Source organism: Gemmatimonas phototrophica, assembly GCF_000695095.2.
Lineage (GTDB): Bacteria > Gemmatimonadota > Gemmatimonadetes > Gemmatimonadales > Gemmatimonadaceae > Gemmatimonas > Gemmatimonas phototrophica.
Map to the genome: position 1 here is coordinate 4,563,552 of NZ_CP011454.1, position 19,246 is coordinate 4,582,797.

The window sequence follows — 19,246 nt, forward strand, 5'->3', positions numbered from 1 at the left end:
CTGAATACTTCAACTGACAACTGGGTACTCCAACTCACAACTGAAAACTCACCCGGTACTGCCACCATGTCCGCCGTAGCTGACATCACACCACCATCAACGGCCGCGGCATCGCCACCGCCGTACAACTGAACAACGCGGGCCCGCTGGCCTCTGCATCCACGGGTATCGGCACATAGCGCACGCGATCAAAGCCGGCCTCGTGCAGCCACGCGCTCAGCACCGCTTCGGAGAAGCCCAGCCACACATGCCCCATCTGCTCGCGATACCGTTCGTGCGTGTGCGGGCGCATGTCGGTAATGAGCAAGCGCCCCGCCGGACGCAGCACCCGATGCACTTCCCGCAACGCGCGCGCCGGGTCGGCCACGTGATGCAGCACCAGCGTGAGCAGGGCCACGTCGAGCACGCCAGTCTCCAGGGGCAGCGCTTCGAGCGTGCCTTCGGTGACGGACACGTTGTCAAACGCACCCAGACGTGTGGCAGCGGCATCCAGCATGGCCGGCGACGCGTCAATGGCGTGCACGTGGCCCACATGAGGCGCGAGCGCGGCCGAGAGCGAGCCGGTGCCGCACCCCAGATCGCCTACCACGAGGTCGGGATCGAGCAGCGCAAAGGTGGCGGCAAGATCCGCGCGCGCGCCAAACATGTCGGTGCGTAGCGCATCCCACTCGGCGCTGGCCGTCGCAAAGAACGCCTGCGTCACCGACCGACGGGTGGCAATCACCGCGTCGATGCGCGCGTCATCCTGCAGCGCCGCCGGAGTGTTGGCCATGGCGCCACGCACCAGCTCCCACAGCCCCAGCATATCGGCATCGAGCAACGGATTCCGCCGGTACCACCGGCTGCTCCCTTCCGCGCGCGACGACACCCAGTCCTGATCGGCCAGAATGCGAAGATGCCGGCTCACCGTGCTCTGCGGCAGCTGCAGCGCCGCGGCGAGCTCCCCCACCGTGAGCTCTTGCCGCTCCAACGCCGCTAGCAGCCGACACCTGGAGGTGTCGGCGAGCTCAACCATACGGTCGTGAATAGACAGGCGAGGGGCGGTCATGGAATTAATATATCCGCTCATCCGGATGAATGGATAGTCCCCCTTCGTCAACCAGACGTTTAGGTACTCGGAATGTGCCGTCAAGCAGCATTACGAGGACTGCTCCGATGTGGCGGACAGGGTGTCAAGACGAGGACTGGCTCCGGCATTGGCCAACATCGTTCTGCTGCGGCCAGGCTGTTCATTTCTTGAATTATTGAACGTGAGGAGGTGGAGAGTATTCGTCGTATTCACCGTCACAGTCCTCGCCTGGACGCCCTGTCCGACACCACGTCCAGTCCTCGTAATGCAGTTGCAGTTTGCCCCCCAGCCATTCCCCGCGAATCGCCCCATATCCCCTCAGGCTGTGCGGTTTTCCCTCTCGCGGGAGGCCCCGGAGGCGATACCATTCCTTGTACATGCTCTCCTATACGTTGGCGCTCGATCTCCTGGTGGCCGCACTCGTCGGGATGGCGGTGGGAGTGGAGCGCGAGTGGTCGGGGCACACCTCCGGGCCCGATGGCCGGTTCGCCGGCGCCCGGACGTTTACCCTGCTCGGCGCCATTGGCGGGTTCGCCGGCTGGTTCATGCGGCTCGACCAGCCAGTGCTGGCGGCGATCATCGCCGCCGGTGGGATTCTCATGCCCGTCGTCGCCTACTGGACCGCCATGAAGCGCCCAGGCACCACCACCGACAGCACCACCGAAGTGGCGGCCGTGCTGGTGGTTGTCCTTGGTATGGTCTCCGGGCTCGGACACCGCACCCCCGCCGCCGCTGCGGTAGCGGTCATGGTGATCCTGCTAGCCGAAAAGAGCTGGGTTCAGCAAACCCTGCAGCGAGTAGACGCCAGGGAACTGCGCGCTGCCGCCCAGTTTGCCGTCCTGGCGCTGGTCGTTCTCCCCATTCTCCCCGACACCGCCTACGGTCCCTACGAGGCCTTTCGGCCGCGGCAGCTGTGGGTGGTGGTGCTCATTTTTTCGGCGCTCAACTTCGCCGGCTACATCGCGCGCCGGCTGGTGGGCGAAACCCGCGGACTCGGCGTCACCGGCCTGCTGGGCGGGATGGTCTCATCCACCGCAGTGGCGCTCACCTTCAGCCGGCGCAGTCGCGAGGAGCCGCTGCTCGCTTTGCCGCTGGCCCTCGGGGTGGTTGCCGCGTGCACGGTGCTCATTCCGCGCATCCTGACGGTCACCGCCATGCTGCGCCCCGCCCTCGCGTGGGCTACGGTCCCCTTTTTGCTCCCGCCTCTGCTCGCCGGACTCTCGCTCATGGCGGTGGCCCTCTGGCATGAACGCGATACCCGTCCCTCCAGCAGCGGCGACTTTCTAGCCGTTGCGCCCGCCGACACGCAGAACGGATTGGGCACCAACCCGCTGGGACTCGCCTCCTCTCTGCAGATGGCAATCGCCTTCCAGGTCGTGCTTTTTGCCATTGCCTGGGTACAGCGCAACGCTGGTGACACCGGGGTGATTGCGTCCGCCACGCTGCTGGGACTTACCGACATGGATGCCCTGACGCTTTCAATGACCCGCTACGGCGCCGAGCCCGCGACACAGCAGATTGCCGCCGCCGCCATTGGCGTAGGCGTGCTCTCCAACACCGCCCTCAAGGCAGCGCTGGTGCTGGGCATTGGTGCCCCACGCTTTCGCCTGCGCGCCGCCGGCGGTCTTGGCGTTCTGGCCCTCGGCAGCGCGGTAGGACTGCTGATTGGATGGCCCCGGTAACGCCCGCACCCATGAACCAGATCATCAGCAGCATTGGCCGCGTCACGCGGAGACTCTTTGAACCCGTCGGCACCGGCGCGCGCTTTGTGGCCGATGTGGCGCACGCGGCGCGCGACGTGCGCAGCTGGATGCCCGAGGTCAGCACGCACGCGCGCATTCTGGGTGTCGAGTCGTTGCCCATTGGCATCTTCATCGCCCTCTTCACCGGTATCGTGCTCGCGTTGTTGGCCAGCTACAGCGTGGGCAGCATCGTACCGCCGTATTTCGTGGGCACCCTGGTGCAGAAAACCGTGACACTCGAGCTGGCGCCGGTGCTCACCGGCCTCGCGCTCGCCGGCCGGGTAGGGGCCAACATTGCCGCCGAGCTGGGCACGATGCGCGTGACAGAGCAGATCGACGCGTTGGAAACGCTCACCTTCGATCCCATGAGTTATCTCGTGGTGCCGCGCGTGGTGGCATCGGCGGCCATGTTTCCGGTTGTCGTGGGCATGGCCATGCTGGTGGGCATGCTCTCCGGATGGGGCGCGTCGGTCTTTCTGCTCGACATCAGTACGCCGCAGTTTCTCAAAGGGGTGCGCATTTTCTTCACCTCGTTCGACGTGCGCTACGGGCTCGTGAAATCGGCCAGCTTTGGCGCCGCGGTGGCCCTCATTGGGTGCCGAGCGGGTCTCAGCACGTCCGGGGGCGCGCAGGGGGTGGGACGCGGCGCCACCCGCGCCGTGGTGATTTCAGCCGTGATGATTCTCGTGCTCGACGCCTTCTGGGCCATGGTTTGGCTCACCAACCGCACGATCAAGTGATGCCCTCATGACACGCATTCGTTTGCGGCGTTCACAGGAAAGCCCGCTATGACCACCACCAAACGCACCAGCGATTTTGTTGTCGGCCTCACCGTCATTGTGGTGACCGTCGTACTCATTGCCGGGACGCTCTGGCTGAACCAGGCCGATCTCGGCGGACGCACGCGTCATCTCGTGGTCCGCTCGCGCGACGTGGGGGGCGTGGCGCTGGGCAACCCGGTCGTCATTCGTGGTGTACGCGCCGGTCGGGTGGAAGCCATTGCGCTGGGCGACAACAACTGGGTGGTCCTCAAGCTGGGGCTCGACCGCGAGGTGGAGCTCCCCAATGATCCCGTGGTGCTGTTGGCCGCCTCGAGTCTCTTTGGTGAGTGGCAGGCCACCGTGACCAGTCGCGATGGCGTGCCCGGCGACCGCGAACTGCGTGCCGCGGTAGACGAAGCGCGCACTACCGGCGACACGCTGGCCGGCGCGGTGCTCCCCGACATTGCCCAGCTGACCGCCGTGGCGGGGCGCATCAGTGGTGACGTGGCCGAAGTGGCGGAGCGCGTGCAGGTAGCCTTTGACGATCAGGCCGCCAAGGAGCTGCGCGAAAGCATTCGCAACTTTGCCACCCTGTCGGCGGATCTGGCGCGCACGGTGAATGCGCAATCGAAGAACCTCGATCGCATCAGCACCAATGTGCAGACCGGTCTCACCACCATCAACGCGGCCGCGGCGCGGCTCAATACGTTTTCCGGTCGGGTGGACTCCGCCACCAGTCGTGGTGAGCTGCAAACCATTGTGACCAACTCACAAACCGCCGCTCGCGAACTGGTGGATGCCGCGCACAACCTCCGCGAACTCACCGATCGACTGGACAAGACCGAGATCAATCTCTCCCGCGCCGTGGCGCGCGCCGATTCGGTGTTTGCGAAAGCCAACAGCCGCAGCGGGACGCTCGGTCTGATGATCAACGATCCTGCGCTCTATCAGCAGAGCGACTCGCTGGTGCGGGAACTGCGCGCGCTGGTGGCGGATATCAAGAAGAATCCGCGGCGGTATGTGAATGTTCGGGTGTTTTGAAGCAGGGAGCAGAAGGCAGGGAGCAGGGAGCAGGAGGCAGAAAAGCGAAGCAGGCCGCATCACTGCGACCTGCCCCCTGCTTCCTGCCTCCCGCCTGTTTCTAGTGCTCTCCCTGCCCCGGCACCGCCAACACGCCCACGCGCGCGGTCCGCAACACCCGGGTGGCGACCGAGCCCACCACCAGCCGCTCAAACAGTGAATGCCGCTGGGTGCCCACCGCAATCAGTTCGGCGTTGACCTGCTGCGCGTACGCCAGCAGCGCCGGCGCCGGATCGCCACGCACCGTCACGGTATCCACCGTGAGGCCGGCCGGGACATCGAGCTGCGAGACCACCTGATCGAACAGCGGCGGCAGCGTGCGGCCGTAGTCCGCATCCCAGGACTGCCAGTCGGCGCTGGGATGTTCAAAGCGGGGGCGCACGTGCACCAGCGTGAGATGCCCCCCCGGACCGAGCAACCGCATGGCTAGATGCGCCGCCTGAATACTGGCCAGGCTGAAGTCGAGCCCCACCACTGCCCGCGACGGGGCAGCGGGGAAATGCGGTCCCACCGCCAACACCGGCACGTGGGATTCGCGCAGGGTGGACAGCGTGGTTTCGGTACCGAACAATCGATCCAACGGATTGTGTCGACCAATGCCCATGACAATCATCGCCGCGCCCCGCTGCTCCGCCTCCGCCGCAATGGTGCGTGGCGGCGAGCCAATCACCACCGTAATGGGCCACTGCAGATCGCCCGCCGCCGCAATGCTCACGGTGCGACGTAGATCGTCGAGCATGGCGGCGCGGCGCGACTCATCCAGCTCCGCGGGAACCGGTAGGACATCCATCCCGGCTGCCACCCCGGGGATGGGTTCACAGACGCCTATCACCTCGAGCGCGCCCCCCAGCGCCGACGACACCAGACGGCCGGCGTTGAAGAGCGCTTCGTGGGACACCGCTGAGCCGTCGCTGGCCACGATGACGGGCCCGCCGACAGCCAGTGAGAAATGGCTCGATGTGGACAATGGACTGTGAGCGATGGCAGACATATACGACCTCCGGGCGAAGCGCGCCGGTTCCAGTGTCGGCGGTATCGGTGTTCAACCTTCGAACCCGATGTGGCGCGTGCCGCGACACAGGAAAAAGGGTCGCACAGTGAGAGCGTCTACTCTATCGGGGAGGACTCCCGTTGGAGTCAGGGAATCCCGCACATCGAGATGCGGAACTTTACGCCCCGTCATTCCGCAAAGGGGAAGCCTCGCGCCTTACAGAGCCCAGCGTAACGCACGGGCCAGACGGTCCAGCAGACGATGTCCAATCGTGCGCTGGCGCCACGACTCGGCGGTGATTTCAACACTCCCCTCGAGGTCCGTTTTGAATGCGCGCTCCAGTGCCGCACTACTCGCCTCATCGAACAGCAACACATTGCATTCCGCATTCAGCCAAAATGAACGGAAATCGAGGTTGGACGACCCTACTATACCCGCGTAGCCGTCGACCACCACGGTTTTGGCGTGCAGCGTGGCGCGCTGGTATTCGTACACGCGGACTCCGTGCTGCAACAGCCGCTGATAGGTCCCATGCGCCGCGTGACGCACCAGCGGCACATCGGTACGCGCGCTGGGAAGCAACAGGCGTACATCCACGCCGCGACGGGCCGCCGCCGCCAGCAGCTCCAGCGCCCGCGTGGGCGGTGCGAAATAGGGCGTGGTAATCCAGAGCCGTTCGCGCGCGGCCCCCACCAGGGCCACCAGCACCGACAGCATTTCCCGCTGTCCTCGCCCCGGACGCGGGTCCAGCACCGCGACCCCGGGCATGTCATCCCCCGCCGGCTCGGCCTCGCGGCGTACCTGGCGTCCACGCTTCCGATCGCGGCGTCGCCCCAGCCGCCTGGTGAGCTGCGCTTCCAAGCGCAGCGGCAGCGCAAACGCGCGGCGCGTGGTTGGTGGGTGCACGACTCCCTCGCTCCAACTCACATACTCCAACCCCGGCAACGCCGGCCCGCGCGCCCTATCCCACCCTTCCGCGAAGACCGCGGCCAACTCCCGCGCCACGGAGCCGCGCAGCTCGATGAACGTGTCGCGCCACGCGTCTCGGTGCCGACGAATACTCGACCCGTATTCGTTGCCGATGTTCATGCCGCCGGTAAAGCTCACCGTGCGGTCAATCACCAGCAGTTTGCGGTGATCACGCCGCAACGCTTCAAAGGGATGGTGCCAAAACCGATGGAAGTGGCGCACCGTAACGCCCCCCGCTTCCAGCGTCTCCCAGAACTCATCCCGCGTAAAGAGGGAGCCTACCGCGTCGGCCAGCACACTCACCCGCACCCCGCGCTGCGCGGCGGCAATAAGCGCCCCCTGCATGGACTCCCCGAGGGTATCGTCGCGCAGGATGTACGTCTCCAGCAGCACCTCCTCGCGCGCGTCGCCAATAGCCTGCTGCATCCGCGCAAAGGCCTCCGGGCCGTCGGGGAGAAGCCGAGCCGGCGGCAGCAGATGCACCGGGCTGCCATCGATACGCTGCACCAGCGCCCGGAACCCCGGGTCACGCACCCCGTCGGCAAGCCCCCGGGCCAGGCCATACGCCCGCCGCGGCCGAATGGCCGGCGGCCGGTCGTTCCCGGCCGCGGGACCAGGTCCCACGGAAGTTTCCCTGAACGTTGACACGCCGCACGTTGGCAGCTCCCACGGGCTTCCGCCAGCCGTACCCCGCATGCATCGTGTGGGCATGCATCTGCTGCTGCGCTTGCTCATCAATGCCGTCGCCCTCTGGTGCGCGGCCCGATTCATTGACGGAATTCAATACACCGGCAGCACCATGGGGCTGCTGGGGCTCTCGCTGGTCTTTGGCGTGGTCAACGCCTTCATCCGCCCCATACTCGAGTTCTTCTCGCTCCCGGTGCTCATTCTCACGCTGGGACTGTTTGCGCTGGTACTGAACGCCGGCATGCTGCTCATCACCAGCGCCGCCGCCACCCGTCTCGACATCCCGTTCCACGTGGATGGCTTTGGCGCCGCCATCCTGGGCGCCCTGCTCGTGAGTATCGTGGGCACCGTCCTGGGATGGGTGCTCATTCCCAGCGAACAGGACAACGACTGAACGCTGGTCGATGGTTGTGCGACCTCACACCGGGAGGTCGCTCGCCAGCAACTCATCCAGCACCGCCACCACCCGGTCGCGAATGTGGGCGGGCCGTACCACCACCGCGTCGGGGCCGTACTGCAGCACCTGGCGCACCGCCCACGCTTCATCGGCCAGCGGATACGTCACCTCCAGCCAGCCATCGTCGCCCACCGTGAGCGACAGGCGCTCCGCAATCCAGCGCGCCACCTGCGGCGAATAGCGCACCACCAGCGTCTCGTCTACGCGCTCCTCGCGCTGGAACACATGCCCCTGCTGCAGGACGTGCGCGATGGAGAAATCGGCCGGTACCGTATAGCGATCGGTCGTGGCCGTGGCCTGCACCACGCGGTCCAGCCGGAAGACACGCAGCGCTGTGGCCCGCTCGCAGTACGCCACCAGATACACGTTGGCGTCGGCCCGCAACAGCGCGTACGGACGCACCCGACGCTCCCCCGGTGCCGCTTCGTTGGGACGCTGATACACCAGCGTCACCACGCAACACTGCTCGAGCGCCTGTTGCAGCACCGCCAGCGAGGCCAGCTCGGGTTCACGCGCCGCTTCCACCGCCAGCGCATCATCACGCCGGGCAACGTCACCTTTGTGGGCATCGGTGACACTCACCGCCCGTCGCACCGCCAGCGCCTGCAGCTGCGTGCGGGTGCGCGCTATGAGCTCCCGCTCGTCAATCGGCAGTTCATGCTGCAGCATCCCCAACCCCAAATCGAGCGCGAGCATCTCCGGGCGATTGAGCTTCTGCGGGCGTTTGAAGTGCGACGATTGCATGGAGGCGCGTGTGCCATCGATGAGCACCTGCACCGTATCCACCCACCCCGCCGGCGTATCGTACCGCTCAAGCGAGGCGAAATCCTTGCGCAAGATCTTCGTTGTGGTGCCAACGCGCTCGGCCACATCATCCAACGTGAGCTGCGGTTCGTCGGCCATGAGCGGGAAGGCCAGGAGCAACCGCTGCAGTCGTTCGTCGGCGCGAATCATGCTACGTCTCCGGTGGAGCTCACGGCCTGCTGCGCGGCACGCGCCGAGGTAAGGAGCGCGCGCCATTCGGCCACCGCCTCCGGTGGGGAGACCGGTCGCGCGTCGCCCGCAAATGACAGCAACCAGCGCAAAAACGTATCGCGACGGCGCACGCGAAAAGTGCGCAACGCGTGCGTGGCGGTGAGCGCCTGCAACGCCGCATCCAGCGGCGCCGGTGCATCCTCCCCCAGCTGGCGCCCCTGCGCCACCAATCCGGAATCCCCGCGGAACGCGACCAGCACATGCGCATGATCGCCGTTGCCAATGTCCCACGCCTGACGGGACGCGGCATACGCCGACAAGTCGAACCCGGCGGGGATCTCAAAATCCGGATGCTGTCGCTTGGTGTTGCCCATGGCCGCCTGACGGATGCGACTGACGCGAAATTGCCGTAACGCATTGGCCGGTACATCGCGCGCCACGAGATACCAATGCCCCGTCAGAAACACGAGCCCGTACGGATCCACTTCACGCGCGGCCGTTTCGTCGCGCCCCATGCTGTGGTACGTGAAGTGCAATCGCTTGCGCAGCGCCACCGCGTCACTCACCACATCAAACACGTCGCCGTCCACGCGCAGCACCGCCGCGGCCGGCAAACCGCTGGCAAAATCTTCGATATCAAACTGCAGTTTGCGCAATGCCGCCGATGCATCCTGCGTAAGCTCCGGATGCCCCAGCACCGACACCCGCGCCGCCGCCCGTCGCAACGCATGACATTCATCGGGGGTGAGCACCAGCGCCGGAATGCCACTGCTGCCCGTGAGCGCACCGCGCCGCGGCTGTTGCCGCAACTCCGCCTGCGCCGGCAGCAACGCTTCACACACCGACAACAGCGGCAAATAAAAGTCCGCCTTCTTGAGCTGATACTTCACCACCCCGTCGCTCTCGGCCACGGTATCAATCACCACGCCCAGCTCACGCAGTTCGTCCTTGTCGCGCTCGAACATGCGCAGGATGCTCCCCTCGTTTACATCGGGGTCATCGTATCCGGGCACATCACGGCGCAGATCGGTGAGCGAGACGGCGTAGCGCCGTCCCAACAGCGCGGCCAGCAGATCGAGCCAGCGGTGGAGTTTATCAGTGGCAGACATGAGCGGGATTCTATGAGCACCCGCTGACAATTGCGGGTGAACGGGAAGGCATTCGGCGCGGCGGGGAACGCGCTACACCACAAAGAAGGGCACAAGAAACTGCGCGAACAGGGCGCCGGCAATACTCATGGCAAAGCCCCACAGCAGCAGCTGCCGGAACAGCACCTTGGTGTTCTCCCCCTTGGGGACGGCGGCAATACACAGCCCCCCAATGGTGGAGAGCGGAGACACGTCCACCAGCGCCGCGCCTACGTTCACACTCAGCGCAATCTCCAAGGGATTTCCTCCCCCCAGCTTGGCCACCAACCCCGGAATGGCAGGGAGAAAGGCCGGATACACCACCCCCGACGTGGAGCTGTAGGTGGAGATGAGACCGGTCACCCCGGCAATCACGCCGTTCACGGTGGCGGGGGTCGCCAGCTGCGACAGCAACGTGGTGAACAGCTCCATGCCGCCGGTTTTGTCGAGCACGCCAATCAACACGCTCACGCCGCACACCATGGTGAGCACCGGCCACGGTACCTGACGCAGCATCTCGCCATCGTTCCCCAGCCCGGCCAGCACCAGCACGGTGGCGGCCGCAAAGGCGGTGAGCCCCGGAGGTGCCTTGAACACCAATACGCCCAACACCCACACCGCGAGCACCGCCAACGTGATCAGGTGCGCACGGGTCAAGCGCACCAGCGATACACTCTCCGCGCTCAACGGCCGCGCGTGGCGCAGTGCCGGCCCGCCAAAGAGCGCCCACGCTCCGGCCGCCACCAACGCATGCGCCACGAAATTGGCCCCAAACACGGCCAGCTCGTGGCCACCCAGCCCCGCTTTGTCCATGAGCGACAGCACCAGCACCCCAATGGCGCTGATGGGCGAGAGATTCCCGGCGTTGGCCCCGTTGCCAATCATGAGCGCCGCCAGCAGCATGGGCACCCGCGCCTGATGGGCGAGTCCCATGGCCAGCGGGGCCAGCAACGCGGTGGTGGCAATGGCCCCCGGTCCGGTGGTGCTGATCACACACGCCAGGGCAAAGAGCAATACCGGTAGCAACGCCACACGCCCGTGCAAGACGCGCAGCCCGCCGTGCGTGAGCGCTTCCATGGTGCCGTTGGATTGCGCCACGCCAAAGAGCAACGTCACGCCCAGCAAGGTGAGAAAGAGCGACGACGGAAACACGGCCATGACCTGATCGACCTTCCACCCTGCCGCGAAGACACCAATGGCCCAAGCCAGGGCCACCGCCAACACCCCCACGTTGAGACGCGAGGTGAGGCTCACTGCCACCACCAGCAACAGTGCCAGCAACGACAGCGCGGCCGCACTCATGCGCGAATATCCCGTAGCCTACTCATCAGGCCGGCGTCCACGGTGGCAACAGATGGCGCTGCACCTTGCCCAGCGCCGTGCGCGGCAGGGCATCCACGCGCACCACACCACGTGGCACCTTGAACGAAGCGAGCTGCGTCCGCACTTGTGCCACGACCTCGTCCAGCACGACGCGTTCGTCGCACACCACGTACGCCACCGGGACCTCGCCCCGCACCGCGTCTTTCACGCCCACGACGGCGGCTTCCCGAATGCCGGGCAGCTCCGCCAGCAGCTCTTCAATTTCGCGCGGGTAAATATTGAATCCCCCCGAAATAATCAGATCACTGCGGCGTCCTTCCAGCGTGATATATCCATCGGGTCCCCGCACACCTACATCCCCTGTGCGGAACCAGCCCTGTACAAACGCCGAGGCCTCGGCGTCAGGGCGCTTCCAGTAGCCCGCGCACACGTTGGGGCCACGCACCAGCAGTTCACCGCTGGTACCATCGGCCACGTCTTCCAGTGCGTCGTTCACAATGCGCACGCTGGTCATGGGCATCGGAAAGCCCACGGTGCCGGCGCGACGTTCACCATGATACGGATTGCTCACGTTCATGAGCGTTTCCGTCATGCCGTAGCGCTCGAGAATGACGTGCCCGAAGCGTTGCGCAAACGCGTCCATGACCGGGGCCGGCAGGGGCGCGGATCCGGAGACGAACAGTCGCATGGAGGCGCCAATGCGCTGCGCGTCGTCGGGCGGCAGTTCCAGCAGCCGCACGTACATGGTGGGGACCCCGAAGAACAGCGTGGGGCCATACGTGGTGAACCAGTGCGGCGCGCGTTCCTGCTCAAAGCGCTCCACCAGCTTCATGTGACAGCCACTCAGCAGCCAGACATGCAACCCGTTACCCAGGCCGTGCACGTGAAAGAGTGGCAGTACGGCGAGGTAGCGGTCGGCGGCGGTGATTTCCCATGCCTGCACCAGCGCCAGCGCATTGGCGGCGAAGTTCCCATGCGTCAGAATCGCGCCTTTGGACGTGCCGGTGGTCCCCGAGGTATACACCAGCGCCATGGGGGTGTCGGCGTGCGCGGGCACCGTCACCCGGTGCGGGGACGCGGCGGACATGTCGGCGGCCAGCGTCTGCACATCCCACCACGGCGTCCCGGTGGGGAGCAGCGCCGACTGCGCGTGTGTGGTAATCACCGCCACCGGCGCCGCGTCCTGCACGATGTGCGCAATTTCGCGCTCACGGTACAGCACATTGATGGGCACCACGATCACGCCGCGCTTCACGCAGGCCAGCCAGAGATCCACGATGGCCGGCTGGTTGACCAGGTAGAAGGCCAGCCGATCGCCGGCGCGCACGCCACGCGCATCAAGCACGGCGCCCAGCTGATTGCTGCGGGTTTCGAGCGTCCCGAAGTCGTAGCGGGTGACCGTCCCGGTCGCCTCTTCAAATTCGAGCGCCGGGTGCGTGGCGCGCCCCAGCAGCGAGCGGTCGAACAGTCCAAGCAGTGACATGGCGCGGAAGGTACCGATGGGGGTACCCCCGCGCCATGTATCGCCGGGCTCGCTCACCCGGCGATGTGCATCGCTCTGCTCAGTGCGTCACCAACGCCAGCAGGACCGATTCGTCAAATCCTTCACGGCGAAGGTCGTCCAACGAACAGCCGGTGTTCGAGACGACATCCTGCAACAACGTGACCAGCCGCGAAAAGCGATCGAGCTCACAGGTGGGACGCTGCAGGTTCAGCAACGGCGCATAAGTGCCGCCGCCGGGCTGCACGGCACGGGCCAGCGTAGAGAGCGCCAGCGCATGCTCCAATCCACCGGCAAAAGCGCCGAAGGGGGTGCGAAGAGCAAGGGACATCGTATGCCTCCTGAGAACCCGTTGGCGGATTCGGTGGTGACTGCGCCAGGATGACGTGCTGCCGTGTCGCTCAACCTCTGCATCATCGGTGCCGATACCAATTCAGCGGAAGTGTGTCCGTCGTCACGCCTTGGTCACGGTCACCCCCCGCCTACCGGAGGCCGAACTCCTGCGTGAGCGCGCGCACGCCGGCCAGCGAGAGTCCGTCTTCTTCAAAGACGATGACGCCCATCAGCGCCCGGCTGACATCGTCGGGGAGGCGGTCGGTACGAAAGACCTGAATGACCGGTCCCGTGCTCATGGCATCGCCCAGTCGGGTACAGGCCCATCCGGCGGCCAGCGTGGGTTCACTGTCGTAGCCATGGGCGAGGACGGCCTGCAGACGCACCGCCGACACGCCGCGATAGGCCAGCGCAGGGTGCTTCGGCCCCAAACTGCGCTCAAACAGCGCCTGCCACGCCATGGGACGGGCGCCCTGATCCCGTCGCCCGCTGGCCACAATCACCTGTGGCGAACGGGAAAGCACATGCATGCGTTCTACGGCATCCTGTAGATCTTCGAGGATGCGTGCCTGTCGGTCCGGCGCGCCGGTCCCTGTGGTATCCATGGGATCGTTCATGCTTCAATCTTCGTGTGCACACGCCCCCCGGCCACCCCCACGTGTTTACGCTTTTTCTCGTCGTTTTTCTCGATCTGGTCGGCTTTGGCATGATCATCCCGGTGTTTCCGTTCTACGCGGAGCGCATCGGGGTCTCGCCATCGTCGGTGATCTTCTTTCTGGGGTTGTATTCGGCCGGTCAGCTCGTTGGCGCCCCGCTCTGGGGAAGCCTCTCCGACCGCATCGGGCGGCGGCCGGTACTGCTCTTCACCCTGCTGGCCAACGCCGCCTCCACCTGGATGCTGGCCTACGCTGATACCGGGGTGACGCTCGCACTCTCACGTGTGCTCGCAGGGCTCGCGGCTGGCAATATCTCTACCGCCTACGCCTACACGACCGACATCACCACCGACGCCACCCGCCCCAAAGCCCTCGGGTTGCTGGGATCGGCCTTTGGGATGGGCTTCATTTTGGGCCCGGCGCTCGGTGGCCTGCTGGCCGGGACTGACGGAGAGAACGGCTCGTCGCTCGTGCAGGTCGCCCACGCGGCGGCCGTGCTGTCGCTGGTGGCATTCGTGCTCACCTTCCTCCGCCTCCCCGAATCGCTTCCGCCCGAAAAGCGCCGTCAGGCCAATACAAAGCGCACCAGCATGAAGGTGTTCTTTTCCCGTCCGGTGCTGCGCGGCTTGCTTGTGGCCACGATTGTGGTGGTGGCTGCCGTCTCCCTGCTGCAAAGCACGCTGGCACTGTTCTCCGCCGAACGATTAGCCGTTGGCCCCCGGACGTTGGGGTGGATTTACGGCTTCACCGGGGTCATTTCGGTGGCGGTCCAGGTGGGGGGCATTGGCAAACTCACGGCGCGGTTTGGCGCTCGGCAGCTGGCCATGGTGGGCATTGTTCTCACCGCCATCGGCATGGCCGGCGTACCATTTGCTCACGGCATGGGGTTCCTGCTCGCCACGCTGTCGGTCTTTGCCGTGGGGTCGGCGCTTTTCAACCCCAGCATGAGCGGGCTGGTGGCCGCCTCGGCCGACCCGCACGAACGGGGCGGCGTCCTGGGCGCCTACCAGGGCGCCGCGTCGCTGGGCCGAGTGATTGGCCCGGTGGTGGGGAGCGGCGTGGCGAGCGTGGTGGGCCTCAGTGGCCCTTTCGCCGTGGGCGCCGCCGTCTGTCTGGTGGGCACCCTGCTGCTCTCCCAGAAGCGGCGCTGACTGCAGCCGCAGGCACCGCTGTCGAGGCGGGCACCGCTGAACTGCGTGACGAGGACTGGCCCGTGTGTTCGGACAGGGCGTCCAGACGAGGACTGCGACGGTGGAGGCGACGGGCACTCTCCACCTCCGCGAGATTCAAAATCAAAAAAATGTACGACCTCACCGCAGCAGTACGCCGCTCGACGCATGCCGGAGCCAGTCCTCGTTGGACGCCCTGTCCGCCTCATCGGAGCAGTCCTCGTAAGGCCGTTGCAGTGCAACCCAGCCAGTCACTGGCTCCGGCATAAGGCGGGCACCGCTGAACGGCATGACGAGGACTGGCCCGTGTGTTCGGACAGGGCGTCCAGACGAGGACTGCGACGGTGGAGGCGACGGGCACTCTCCACCTCCGCGAGATTCAAAATCAAAAAAATGTACGACCTCACCGCAGCAGTACGCCGCTCGACGCATGCCGGAGCCAGTCCTCGGTGGACGCCCTGTACGCCCGCACGGAGCAGTCCTCGTCATGCAGTTCCAACCCGACCCGCCACAGGCACTGATGTTGGGTGCAACTCGAGAGCCGCCCTACCGTCCCAGCCCCCCCACCACGCGCTTGACCAGCATCCCCTTGGGCAGGGTGGTGCCCGCCTCGATCCCGTTGATCACGTAAATCGTTTCCGCCGACACCGAGCTCGGGTACCGCTGTACGAACTGCTGCCCGGTCATGGCCTGCTCGAGCGTCACCAGCTGCACCCGCGCCGGCTGCACTCCCAGCGCCGCGGCCTCGGTAAGCGGACGGAATGACCGCAACGACGCTTCAACGGCCGGACCCTGCTGCGCGGCAACTTGCGGCACCGTCAACCCCAGCAGCAGATACGTGGAATTGCCGTACGACAACGCCAGCGCCAGCCCGTTCAACGTGCCCTGCTGCAGCTGCGCATCGAACGACGCGATGACCGCCGGTATGCCGTTCACTGTCGTCTGCCCCGACTGCCGTACCGTAATGCCCTGCTGCTGCAGCAACCCCTGCAGCGCCTGCGCCGGCGTACCCTGCCCCGGCACCAGCTGAATCTGCGCGCCGTTGTCGGGACTCACCGCCACCACGGCGTCCGGCTGATTGGCCGTCTTCCATCCCTGCGGGAAGTCCAGCTGGAAGCGCAAATCCGGATGCAGAAACCGGGTGCCCGTGAAGTAGCCGTTGCGGGGATTCTCCCCGAACACCATGCCGTTCACGATGCGTAGATACGCGTCACGATTCACACGGCTCGCCGCCAGGGCACTGGCCGGGACCTGCGTCAGCCGTTGCTCTGCGCGCTGGATGCGGTTGCCCGGATCCGGGTGCGTACTCTGCCACTCCGGAACACGGCCGCTCCCGCCGCTCAAGCGACCCAGCGTGGTGAACACCTTGGGGGCCTCGCGCACGTCATATCCCTGCGCCAGCGAGTACTGAAACCCCAGCGCATCCGACTGCAACTCATCGTCACGGCCAAACTTGAGGAAGAGCAACGAGGCACCGCCGCCCAACAGATCACCGTATTTCGCAATCGTCGGCGACAGGATGCTGGCGCCCACCAGACCAATCTGCGCCAGCTGCTGCTGACTCATGGCCGCCACCGTGTGCTTGGCCGTGACATGACCAATCTCGTGGCCCACGACTTCGGCCAGCTCCGCTTCGCTGTTCAGATACGTCATGAGCCCGCGCGTTACGAAAATGAATCCGCCGGGGTACGCGAACGCGTTCACCGCCGCATCATCGAGCACGTGGAACTCCCACGGCAACGACGGACGCTCCGACTTTGCCGCCATCTGGCTGCCCATGCGCCGCACCAGCGCCTGCGCCTCGGCACTCGGGGCCGCCCCCACCCGCCGCAGATCGTTCTGCGACGCCTCACGTCCCATCTGAATTTCCTGCGCCTCGGAGATGAGCGACAGCTCCCGTCGCCCCGTCACCGGGTTCGTGGCACAGGCCGTCAGGGCGGCGACGGTGACCATGGTCACCAGAAAATGGACGCGCATACGCATGGACTCTCCAGAAGACAGTGTGACCCTCTGGTCACAGTCTGGGCAAAGGGTGTGCCCCATGAAGGCAGCTTTGCTTGATTCTACTTCATACACACCACACATTCGCCGGCACGCACGCTGTTTTGAGCGTTGGTCATCATAGCGCGTGTGTCTGTCCGTGGTGCCCAGCTCGTCACCACCTCCCCCGACCGTGCTCTCAATGACCATGCGCCCCCTGCGCATATCCGCCCACCGCTCGCCGCACTGGCCAGTGGCGGTCCCCGTGCTCGCCTGGCTGCTCGGTGCCTGCAGCAGCGCCCGTCCAACACCCGGCCCGGTCTCTGCGGCCGATAGCGCCAGGGTCGCGGCACTCGCCGCCGAACAGGGGGGCACCGCCGTGCGGGGCACCGTGGGCATTCCCCCCTTTGCCACCGTGGGCAATCGTGACACCACGCTCACGCAGCTCGCCTACGCCCTCGCCGACCTGGTCTCCACCGACCTCTCGCGCAGCAAGCAGGTAAAGGTGGTGGAGCGTGCGCGCTTCAGTGAAGTGCTCCGCGAACTCAACCTCGCCTCCACCGGTCGCGTGGACTCGGCGACCGCGCCGCGCGTGGGCCGATTGGTGAGTGCAGAACGCCTGGTGTTCGGCAGTGTGCAGTCCATGCCCGACGGCCGCACGCTGCGACTCGGCGCGCGCGTGGGCGATGTGGAACGCTCCACCCTCTCGCGTCCCATCGACGCCAGCGCACCGCTGGCCGAAATCCTTGCCGCCGAAAAGGCCCTCGTGCTGCGCCTCTTTGAATCGCTGGGCGTGCAACTCACGCCGGCGGAGCGCGCCGAGGTGGAGCAGCAACCCACCAAGAGCATTGGCGCGCTGCTGGCGTATGGGCGCGGCGTGCAACGGTACTACGAAGGCGATTTCAAGGGCGCTTCGCGCTCGTTCCGCGACGCCACGCGCCTCGATCCCAACTTCCGCGCGGCTCGCAGCCGAGAACTCAATGTGCGCTCCCTCAGCGCCATTGGCACCGCCACGCCCGTCATGATTCCCGGGGTGCGGGCCATTGATGGGGCCATCTCCAGTACCATCGATCGCCTCAATCGACCGCTCGATCTCGTGACCAATGTGTCGCGCGCCGTGAGCACCACGCTCGATCCGTCGTTCCCCACATCGCAGTCGGGGACCATCATCATCACCATTATCAAGCCATGATGACACCGCGTCGCTTCGCCGGCCGCGTGACATCGCTGGCCGCTCTTGCTCTCACGGTGCCGTCTGCCCTCGCGGCCCAGGACCGTCTCATTGGCACCGGCGCTGCCGGCGCCGGACTCACCGTGGAAACCGTGCGCTTCGGTGGCGACGGATTCCGTCAGCCCAGTCTGGTGGGCGGCGACTCGGTCAAACTGCGTAGTATCCGGCAGTACTCCGTGCCGCTCACCGTGGCCATTCCCTTGGGCACGTCGTGGACGGTAGACCTGCAGTCGGCGTGGGCCTCGTCGGAAATCACCTTCGACGATCGCACCGGCGCCAAGCGCACCGCCTCACTCTCCGGCCCCACCGATGTGCGTCTGCGGGCCACCGGCCGCCTCTTCAATGATGGCGTCGTGCTCACGGCCGGCGTGAATGCGCCCTCGGGGAAAACCGAACTCACCGTGCGAGAGCTTACGGCGCTGCGTGCGGTCGCCGCGCCCGCGCTCGGCCTGGGTGCCCCGCCGGTTGGCGCCGGCCCCAGCGGCACCATGGGCATGGTGCTCGCGCGCCAAGTGGGCGGGTGGGCCGTGGCGCTGGGCGGGTCGTACGAACTGCGAGGCACCTACCAGCCCGTTGCGGCCATTACCGCCGGCTCGCCATCCACCGACTTCCAGCCCGGCAATGTCGTGCGTGGCTCGTTGGGTCTGGACCGACTGGTGGGCGCCAACCGTCTCAGTATCACGGCCGCCGCCGATTTCTATTCCGACGACGTACTGCAGGCGCCGGGTGCCAGCACGCGTATTGCCACCATCAAGCTGGGCCCCATTTACACGACAGACGTGCAGCTGCAGGTGGCGGCCCCGCGCGTGAAGGAACTCGCCTTCTGGGTCTCCAACCGCTTTCGCACCAACTATACGCGTGATGGAAACGAAGTTGACGGTACCAGCGGCGTGTATGTGGACGGTGGGGTGCGTACCAGCGTACCGCTGTCGTCGGTGACCGATCTGTTCATCACCGGTGATGGCCGGTATCACTCCGGGCTCGAGATAAACCAGGGCATTGCCACTGCTGGCGTTGTGAGTGCCGGTGCGACTTTGGGGCTGTCGCACACCGCTGGCAGCTTTTCGCTGCAACCCTACTTCCGCGCGCAGGCCGGTTCCCTTCGGCCGCGCACGTCGGGCACTGCCTCGTCCACATCGTTTGTGGGCGGATCGGCGGGTCTCGTCATCGTGACCCGCTTTTGAGGCCCCTCATC

Annotated in this window: 17 protein-coding genes; 7 read left to right on the forward strand and 10 right to left on the reverse strand. The window is 66.0% G+C overall.

What is annotated here, in order from left to right; translation table 11 throughout:
• Positions 1 to 85: 85 nt before the first annotated feature.
• Positions 86 to 1,048 carry an ArsR/SmtB family transcription factor gene (locus tag GEMMAAP_RS21095; RefSeq protein ID WP_075071578.1) on the reverse strand — a complete coding sequence of 321 codons (963 nt, stop codon included), beginning with the start codon at positions 1,046 to 1,048 and terminating at the stop codon, positions 86 to 88.
• Between the two features lie 398 nt (positions 1,049 to 1,446).
• Between GEMMAAP_RS21095 and GEMMAAP_RS19220 the strand changes: the two genes are divergently transcribed.
• Genes GEMMAAP_RS19220 through GEMMAAP_RS19230 form a run of 3 tightly spaced genes read left to right on the forward strand, consistent with a single transcriptional unit; the run spans position 1,447 to position 4,613 of the window.
• Entirely contained in the window at positions 1,447 to 2,751 is a 1,305-nt protein-coding gene (locus tag GEMMAAP_RS19220; protein ID WP_026851020.1) for an MgtC/SapB family protein, read from the forward strand.
• Positions 2,752 to 2,762: 11 nt separating this feature from the next.
• On the forward strand, positions 2,763 to 3,551 hold the full coding sequence (locus tag GEMMAAP_RS19225; protein WP_075071708.1) for an MlaE family ABC transporter permease: 789 nt from the start codon (positions 2,763 to 2,765) through the stop codon (positions 3,549 to 3,551).
• Positions 3,552 to 3,599: 48 nt separating this feature from the next.
• The gene (locus GEMMAAP_RS19230) at positions 3,600 to 4,613 is read left to right on the forward strand and encodes an MlaD family protein (protein WP_026851021.1); all 1,014 of its coding nucleotides are present in this window, start codon (positions 3,600 to 3,602) and stop codon (positions 4,611 to 4,613) included.
• Between the two features lie 100 nt (positions 4,614 to 4,713).
• Here the strand turns inward: GEMMAAP_RS19230 and GEMMAAP_RS19235 are convergent, their stop codons facing one another.
• Both GEMMAAP_RS19235 and GEMMAAP_RS19240 read right to left on the reverse strand, forming a co-directional pair.
• Positions 4,714 to 5,643 carry a universal stress protein gene (locus GEMMAAP_RS19235; protein WP_075071579.1) on the reverse strand — a complete coding sequence of 310 codons (930 nt, stop codon included), beginning with the start codon at positions 5,641 to 5,643 and terminating at the stop codon, positions 4,714 to 4,716.
• A gap of 216 nt (positions 5,644 to 5,859) precedes the next feature.
• Positions 5,860 to 7,236: a phospholipase D-like domain-containing protein gene (locus GEMMAAP_RS19240; protein ID WP_026851023.1), complete on the reverse strand. Its 1,377-nt coding sequence runs from the start codon at positions 7,234 to 7,236 to the stop codon at positions 5,860 to 5,862.
• Positions 7,237 to 7,321: 85 nt separating this feature from the next.
• Here GEMMAAP_RS19240 and GEMMAAP_RS19245 point away from each other — a divergent pair, with 85 nt between their 5' ends.
• Positions 7,322 to 7,693 carry a phage holin family protein gene (locus GEMMAAP_RS19245; protein WP_026851024.1) on the forward strand — a complete coding sequence of 124 codons (372 nt, stop codon included), beginning with the start codon at positions 7,322 to 7,324 and terminating at the stop codon, positions 7,691 to 7,693.
• Between the two features lie 24 nt (positions 7,694 to 7,717).
• Here the strand turns inward: GEMMAAP_RS19245 and GEMMAAP_RS19250 are convergent, their stop codons facing one another.
• From GEMMAAP_RS19250 to GEMMAAP_RS19275, 6 genes are all read right to left on the reverse strand, one after another.
• Positions 7,718 to 8,710, reverse strand: coding sequence for a helix-turn-helix transcriptional regulator (locus tag GEMMAAP_RS19250; protein ID WP_026851025.1), 993 nt, complete (start codon positions 8,708 to 8,710; stop codon positions 7,718 to 7,720).
• The gene (locus GEMMAAP_RS19255; RefSeq protein WP_026851026.1) at positions 8,707 to 9,840 is read right to left on the reverse strand and encodes a helix-turn-helix transcriptional regulator; all 1,134 of its coding nucleotides are present in this window, start codon (positions 9,838 to 9,840) and stop codon (positions 8,707 to 8,709) included. The genes GEMMAAP_RS19250 and GEMMAAP_RS19255 overlap by 4 nt, the downstream gene beginning before the upstream one ends.
• Before the next feature lie 72 nt (positions 9,841 to 9,912).
• Positions 9,913 to 11,160 (reverse strand): SLC13 family permease, encoded by a 1,248-nt coding sequence (locus GEMMAAP_RS19260; RefSeq protein ID WP_053334627.1) that lies wholly within the window; start codon positions 11,158 to 11,160, stop codon positions 9,913 to 9,915.
• A gap of 25 nt (positions 11,161 to 11,185) precedes the next feature.
• Entirely contained in the window at positions 11,186 to 12,664 is a 1,479-nt protein-coding gene (locus GEMMAAP_RS19265; RefSeq protein WP_075071709.1) for a class I adenylate-forming enzyme family protein, read from the reverse strand.
• Between the two features lie 79 nt (positions 12,665 to 12,743).
• Positions 12,744 to 13,013, reverse strand: a complete 270-nt coding sequence (locus GEMMAAP_RS19270; RefSeq protein WP_043581785.1) for a hypothetical protein — start codon at positions 13,011 to 13,013, stop codon at positions 12,744 to 12,746.
• A 151-nt stretch (positions 13,014 to 13,164) separates the two neighbouring features.
• On the reverse strand, positions 13,165 to 13,632 hold the full coding sequence (locus tag GEMMAAP_RS19275) for a hypothetical protein (protein WP_026851027.1): 468 nt from the start codon (positions 13,630 to 13,632) through the stop codon (positions 13,165 to 13,167).
• Between the two features lie 14 nt (positions 13,633 to 13,646).
• On the opposite strand from GEMMAAP_RS19275, the gene GEMMAAP_RS19280 reads away from it, so the two are divergent.
• The gene (locus GEMMAAP_RS19280) at positions 13,647 to 14,822 is read left to right on the forward strand and encodes an MFS transporter (RefSeq protein ID WP_158514937.1); all 1,176 of its coding nucleotides are present in this window, start codon (positions 13,647 to 13,649) and stop codon (positions 14,820 to 14,822) included.
• Positions 14,823 to 15,386: 564 nt separating this feature from the next.
• Here GEMMAAP_RS19280 and GEMMAAP_RS19285 read toward each other — a convergent pair.
• Positions 15,387 to 16,823, reverse strand: a complete 1,437-nt coding sequence (locus GEMMAAP_RS19285) for a M48 family metalloprotease (RefSeq protein WP_026851029.1) — start codon at positions 16,821 to 16,823, stop codon at positions 15,387 to 15,389.
• 199 nt (positions 16,824 to 17,022) lie between these two features.
• On the opposite strand from GEMMAAP_RS19285, the gene GEMMAAP_RS19290 reads away from it, so the two are divergent.
• Positions 17,023 to 18,012 (forward strand): CsgG/HfaB family protein, encoded by a 990-nt coding sequence (locus GEMMAAP_RS19290; protein ID WP_043581786.1) that lies wholly within the window; start codon positions 17,023 to 17,025, stop codon positions 18,010 to 18,012.
• Positions 18,009 to 19,235, forward strand: coding sequence for a hypothetical protein (locus GEMMAAP_RS19295; protein ID WP_082821516.1), 1,227 nt, complete (start codon positions 18,009 to 18,011; stop codon positions 19,233 to 19,235). The genes GEMMAAP_RS19290 and GEMMAAP_RS19295 overlap by 4 nt, the downstream gene beginning before the upstream one ends.
• Positions 19,236 to 19,246 lie beyond the last annotated feature (11 nt).

What these genes read in the sequence shown, in the direction of transcription:
- GEMMAAP_RS19235 (WP_075071579.1), bottom strand. Translation starts at nt 5,643, where the DNA reads ATGTCTGCCATCGCTCACAGTCCATTGTCCACATCGAGCCATTTCTCA.
- GEMMAAP_RS19265 (WP_075071709.1), bottom strand. Translation starts at nt 12,664, where the DNA reads ATGTCACTGCTTGGACTGTTCGACCGCTCGCTGCTGGGGCGCGCCACG.
- GEMMAAP_RS19230 (WP_026851021.1), top strand. Translation starts at nt 3,600, where the DNA reads ATGACCACCACCAAACGCACCAGCGATTTTGTTGTCGGCCTCACCGTC.
- GEMMAAP_RS19220 (WP_026851020.1), top strand. Translation starts at nt 1,447, where the DNA reads ATGCTCTCCTATACGTTGGCGCTCGATCTCCTGGTGGCCGCACTCGTC.
- GEMMAAP_RS19260 (WP_053334627.1), bottom strand. Translation starts at nt 11,160, where the DNA reads ATGAGTGCGGCCGCGCTGTCGTTGCTGGCACTGTTGCTGGTGGTGGCA.
- GEMMAAP_RS19270 (WP_043581785.1), bottom strand. Translation starts at nt 13,013, where the DNA reads ATGTCCCTTGCTCTTCGCACCCCCTTCGGCGCTTTTGCCGGTGGATTG.
- GEMMAAP_RS19225 (WP_075071708.1), top strand. Translation starts at nt 2,763, where the DNA reads ATGAACCAGATCATCAGCAGCATTGGCCGCGTCACGCGGAGACTCTTT.
- GEMMAAP_RS19255 (WP_026851026.1), bottom strand. Translation starts at nt 9,840, where the DNA reads ATGTCTGCCACTGATAAACTCCACCGCTGGCTCGATCTGCTGGCCGCG.
- GEMMAAP_RS19290 (WP_043581786.1), top strand. Translation starts at nt 17,023, where the DNA reads ATGACCATGCGCCCCCTGCGCATATCCGCCCACCGCTCGCCGCACTGG.
- GEMMAAP_RS19275 (WP_026851027.1), bottom strand. Translation starts at nt 13,632, where the DNA reads ATGAACGATCCCATGGATACCACAGGGACCGGCGCGCCGGACCGACAG.
- GEMMAAP_RS19285 (WP_026851029.1), bottom strand. Translation starts at nt 16,823, where the DNA reads ATGCGTATGCGCGTCCATTTTCTGGTGACCATGGTCACCGTCGCCGCC.
- GEMMAAP_RS21095 (WP_075071578.1), bottom strand. Translation starts at nt 1,048, where the DNA reads ATGACCGCCCCTCGCCTGTCTATTCACGACCGTATGGTTGAGCTCGCC.
- GEMMAAP_RS19295 (WP_082821516.1), top strand. Translation starts at nt 18,009, where the DNA reads ATGATGACACCGCGTCGCTTCGCCGGCCGCGTGACATCGCTGGCCGCT.
- GEMMAAP_RS19250 (WP_026851025.1), bottom strand. Translation starts at nt 8,710, where the DNA reads ATGATTCGCGCCGACGAACGACTGCAGCGGTTGCTCCTGGCCTTCCCG.
- GEMMAAP_RS19245 (WP_026851024.1), top strand. Translation starts at nt 7,322, where the DNA reads ATGCATCTGCTGCTGCGCTTGCTCATCAATGCCGTCGCCCTCTGGTGC.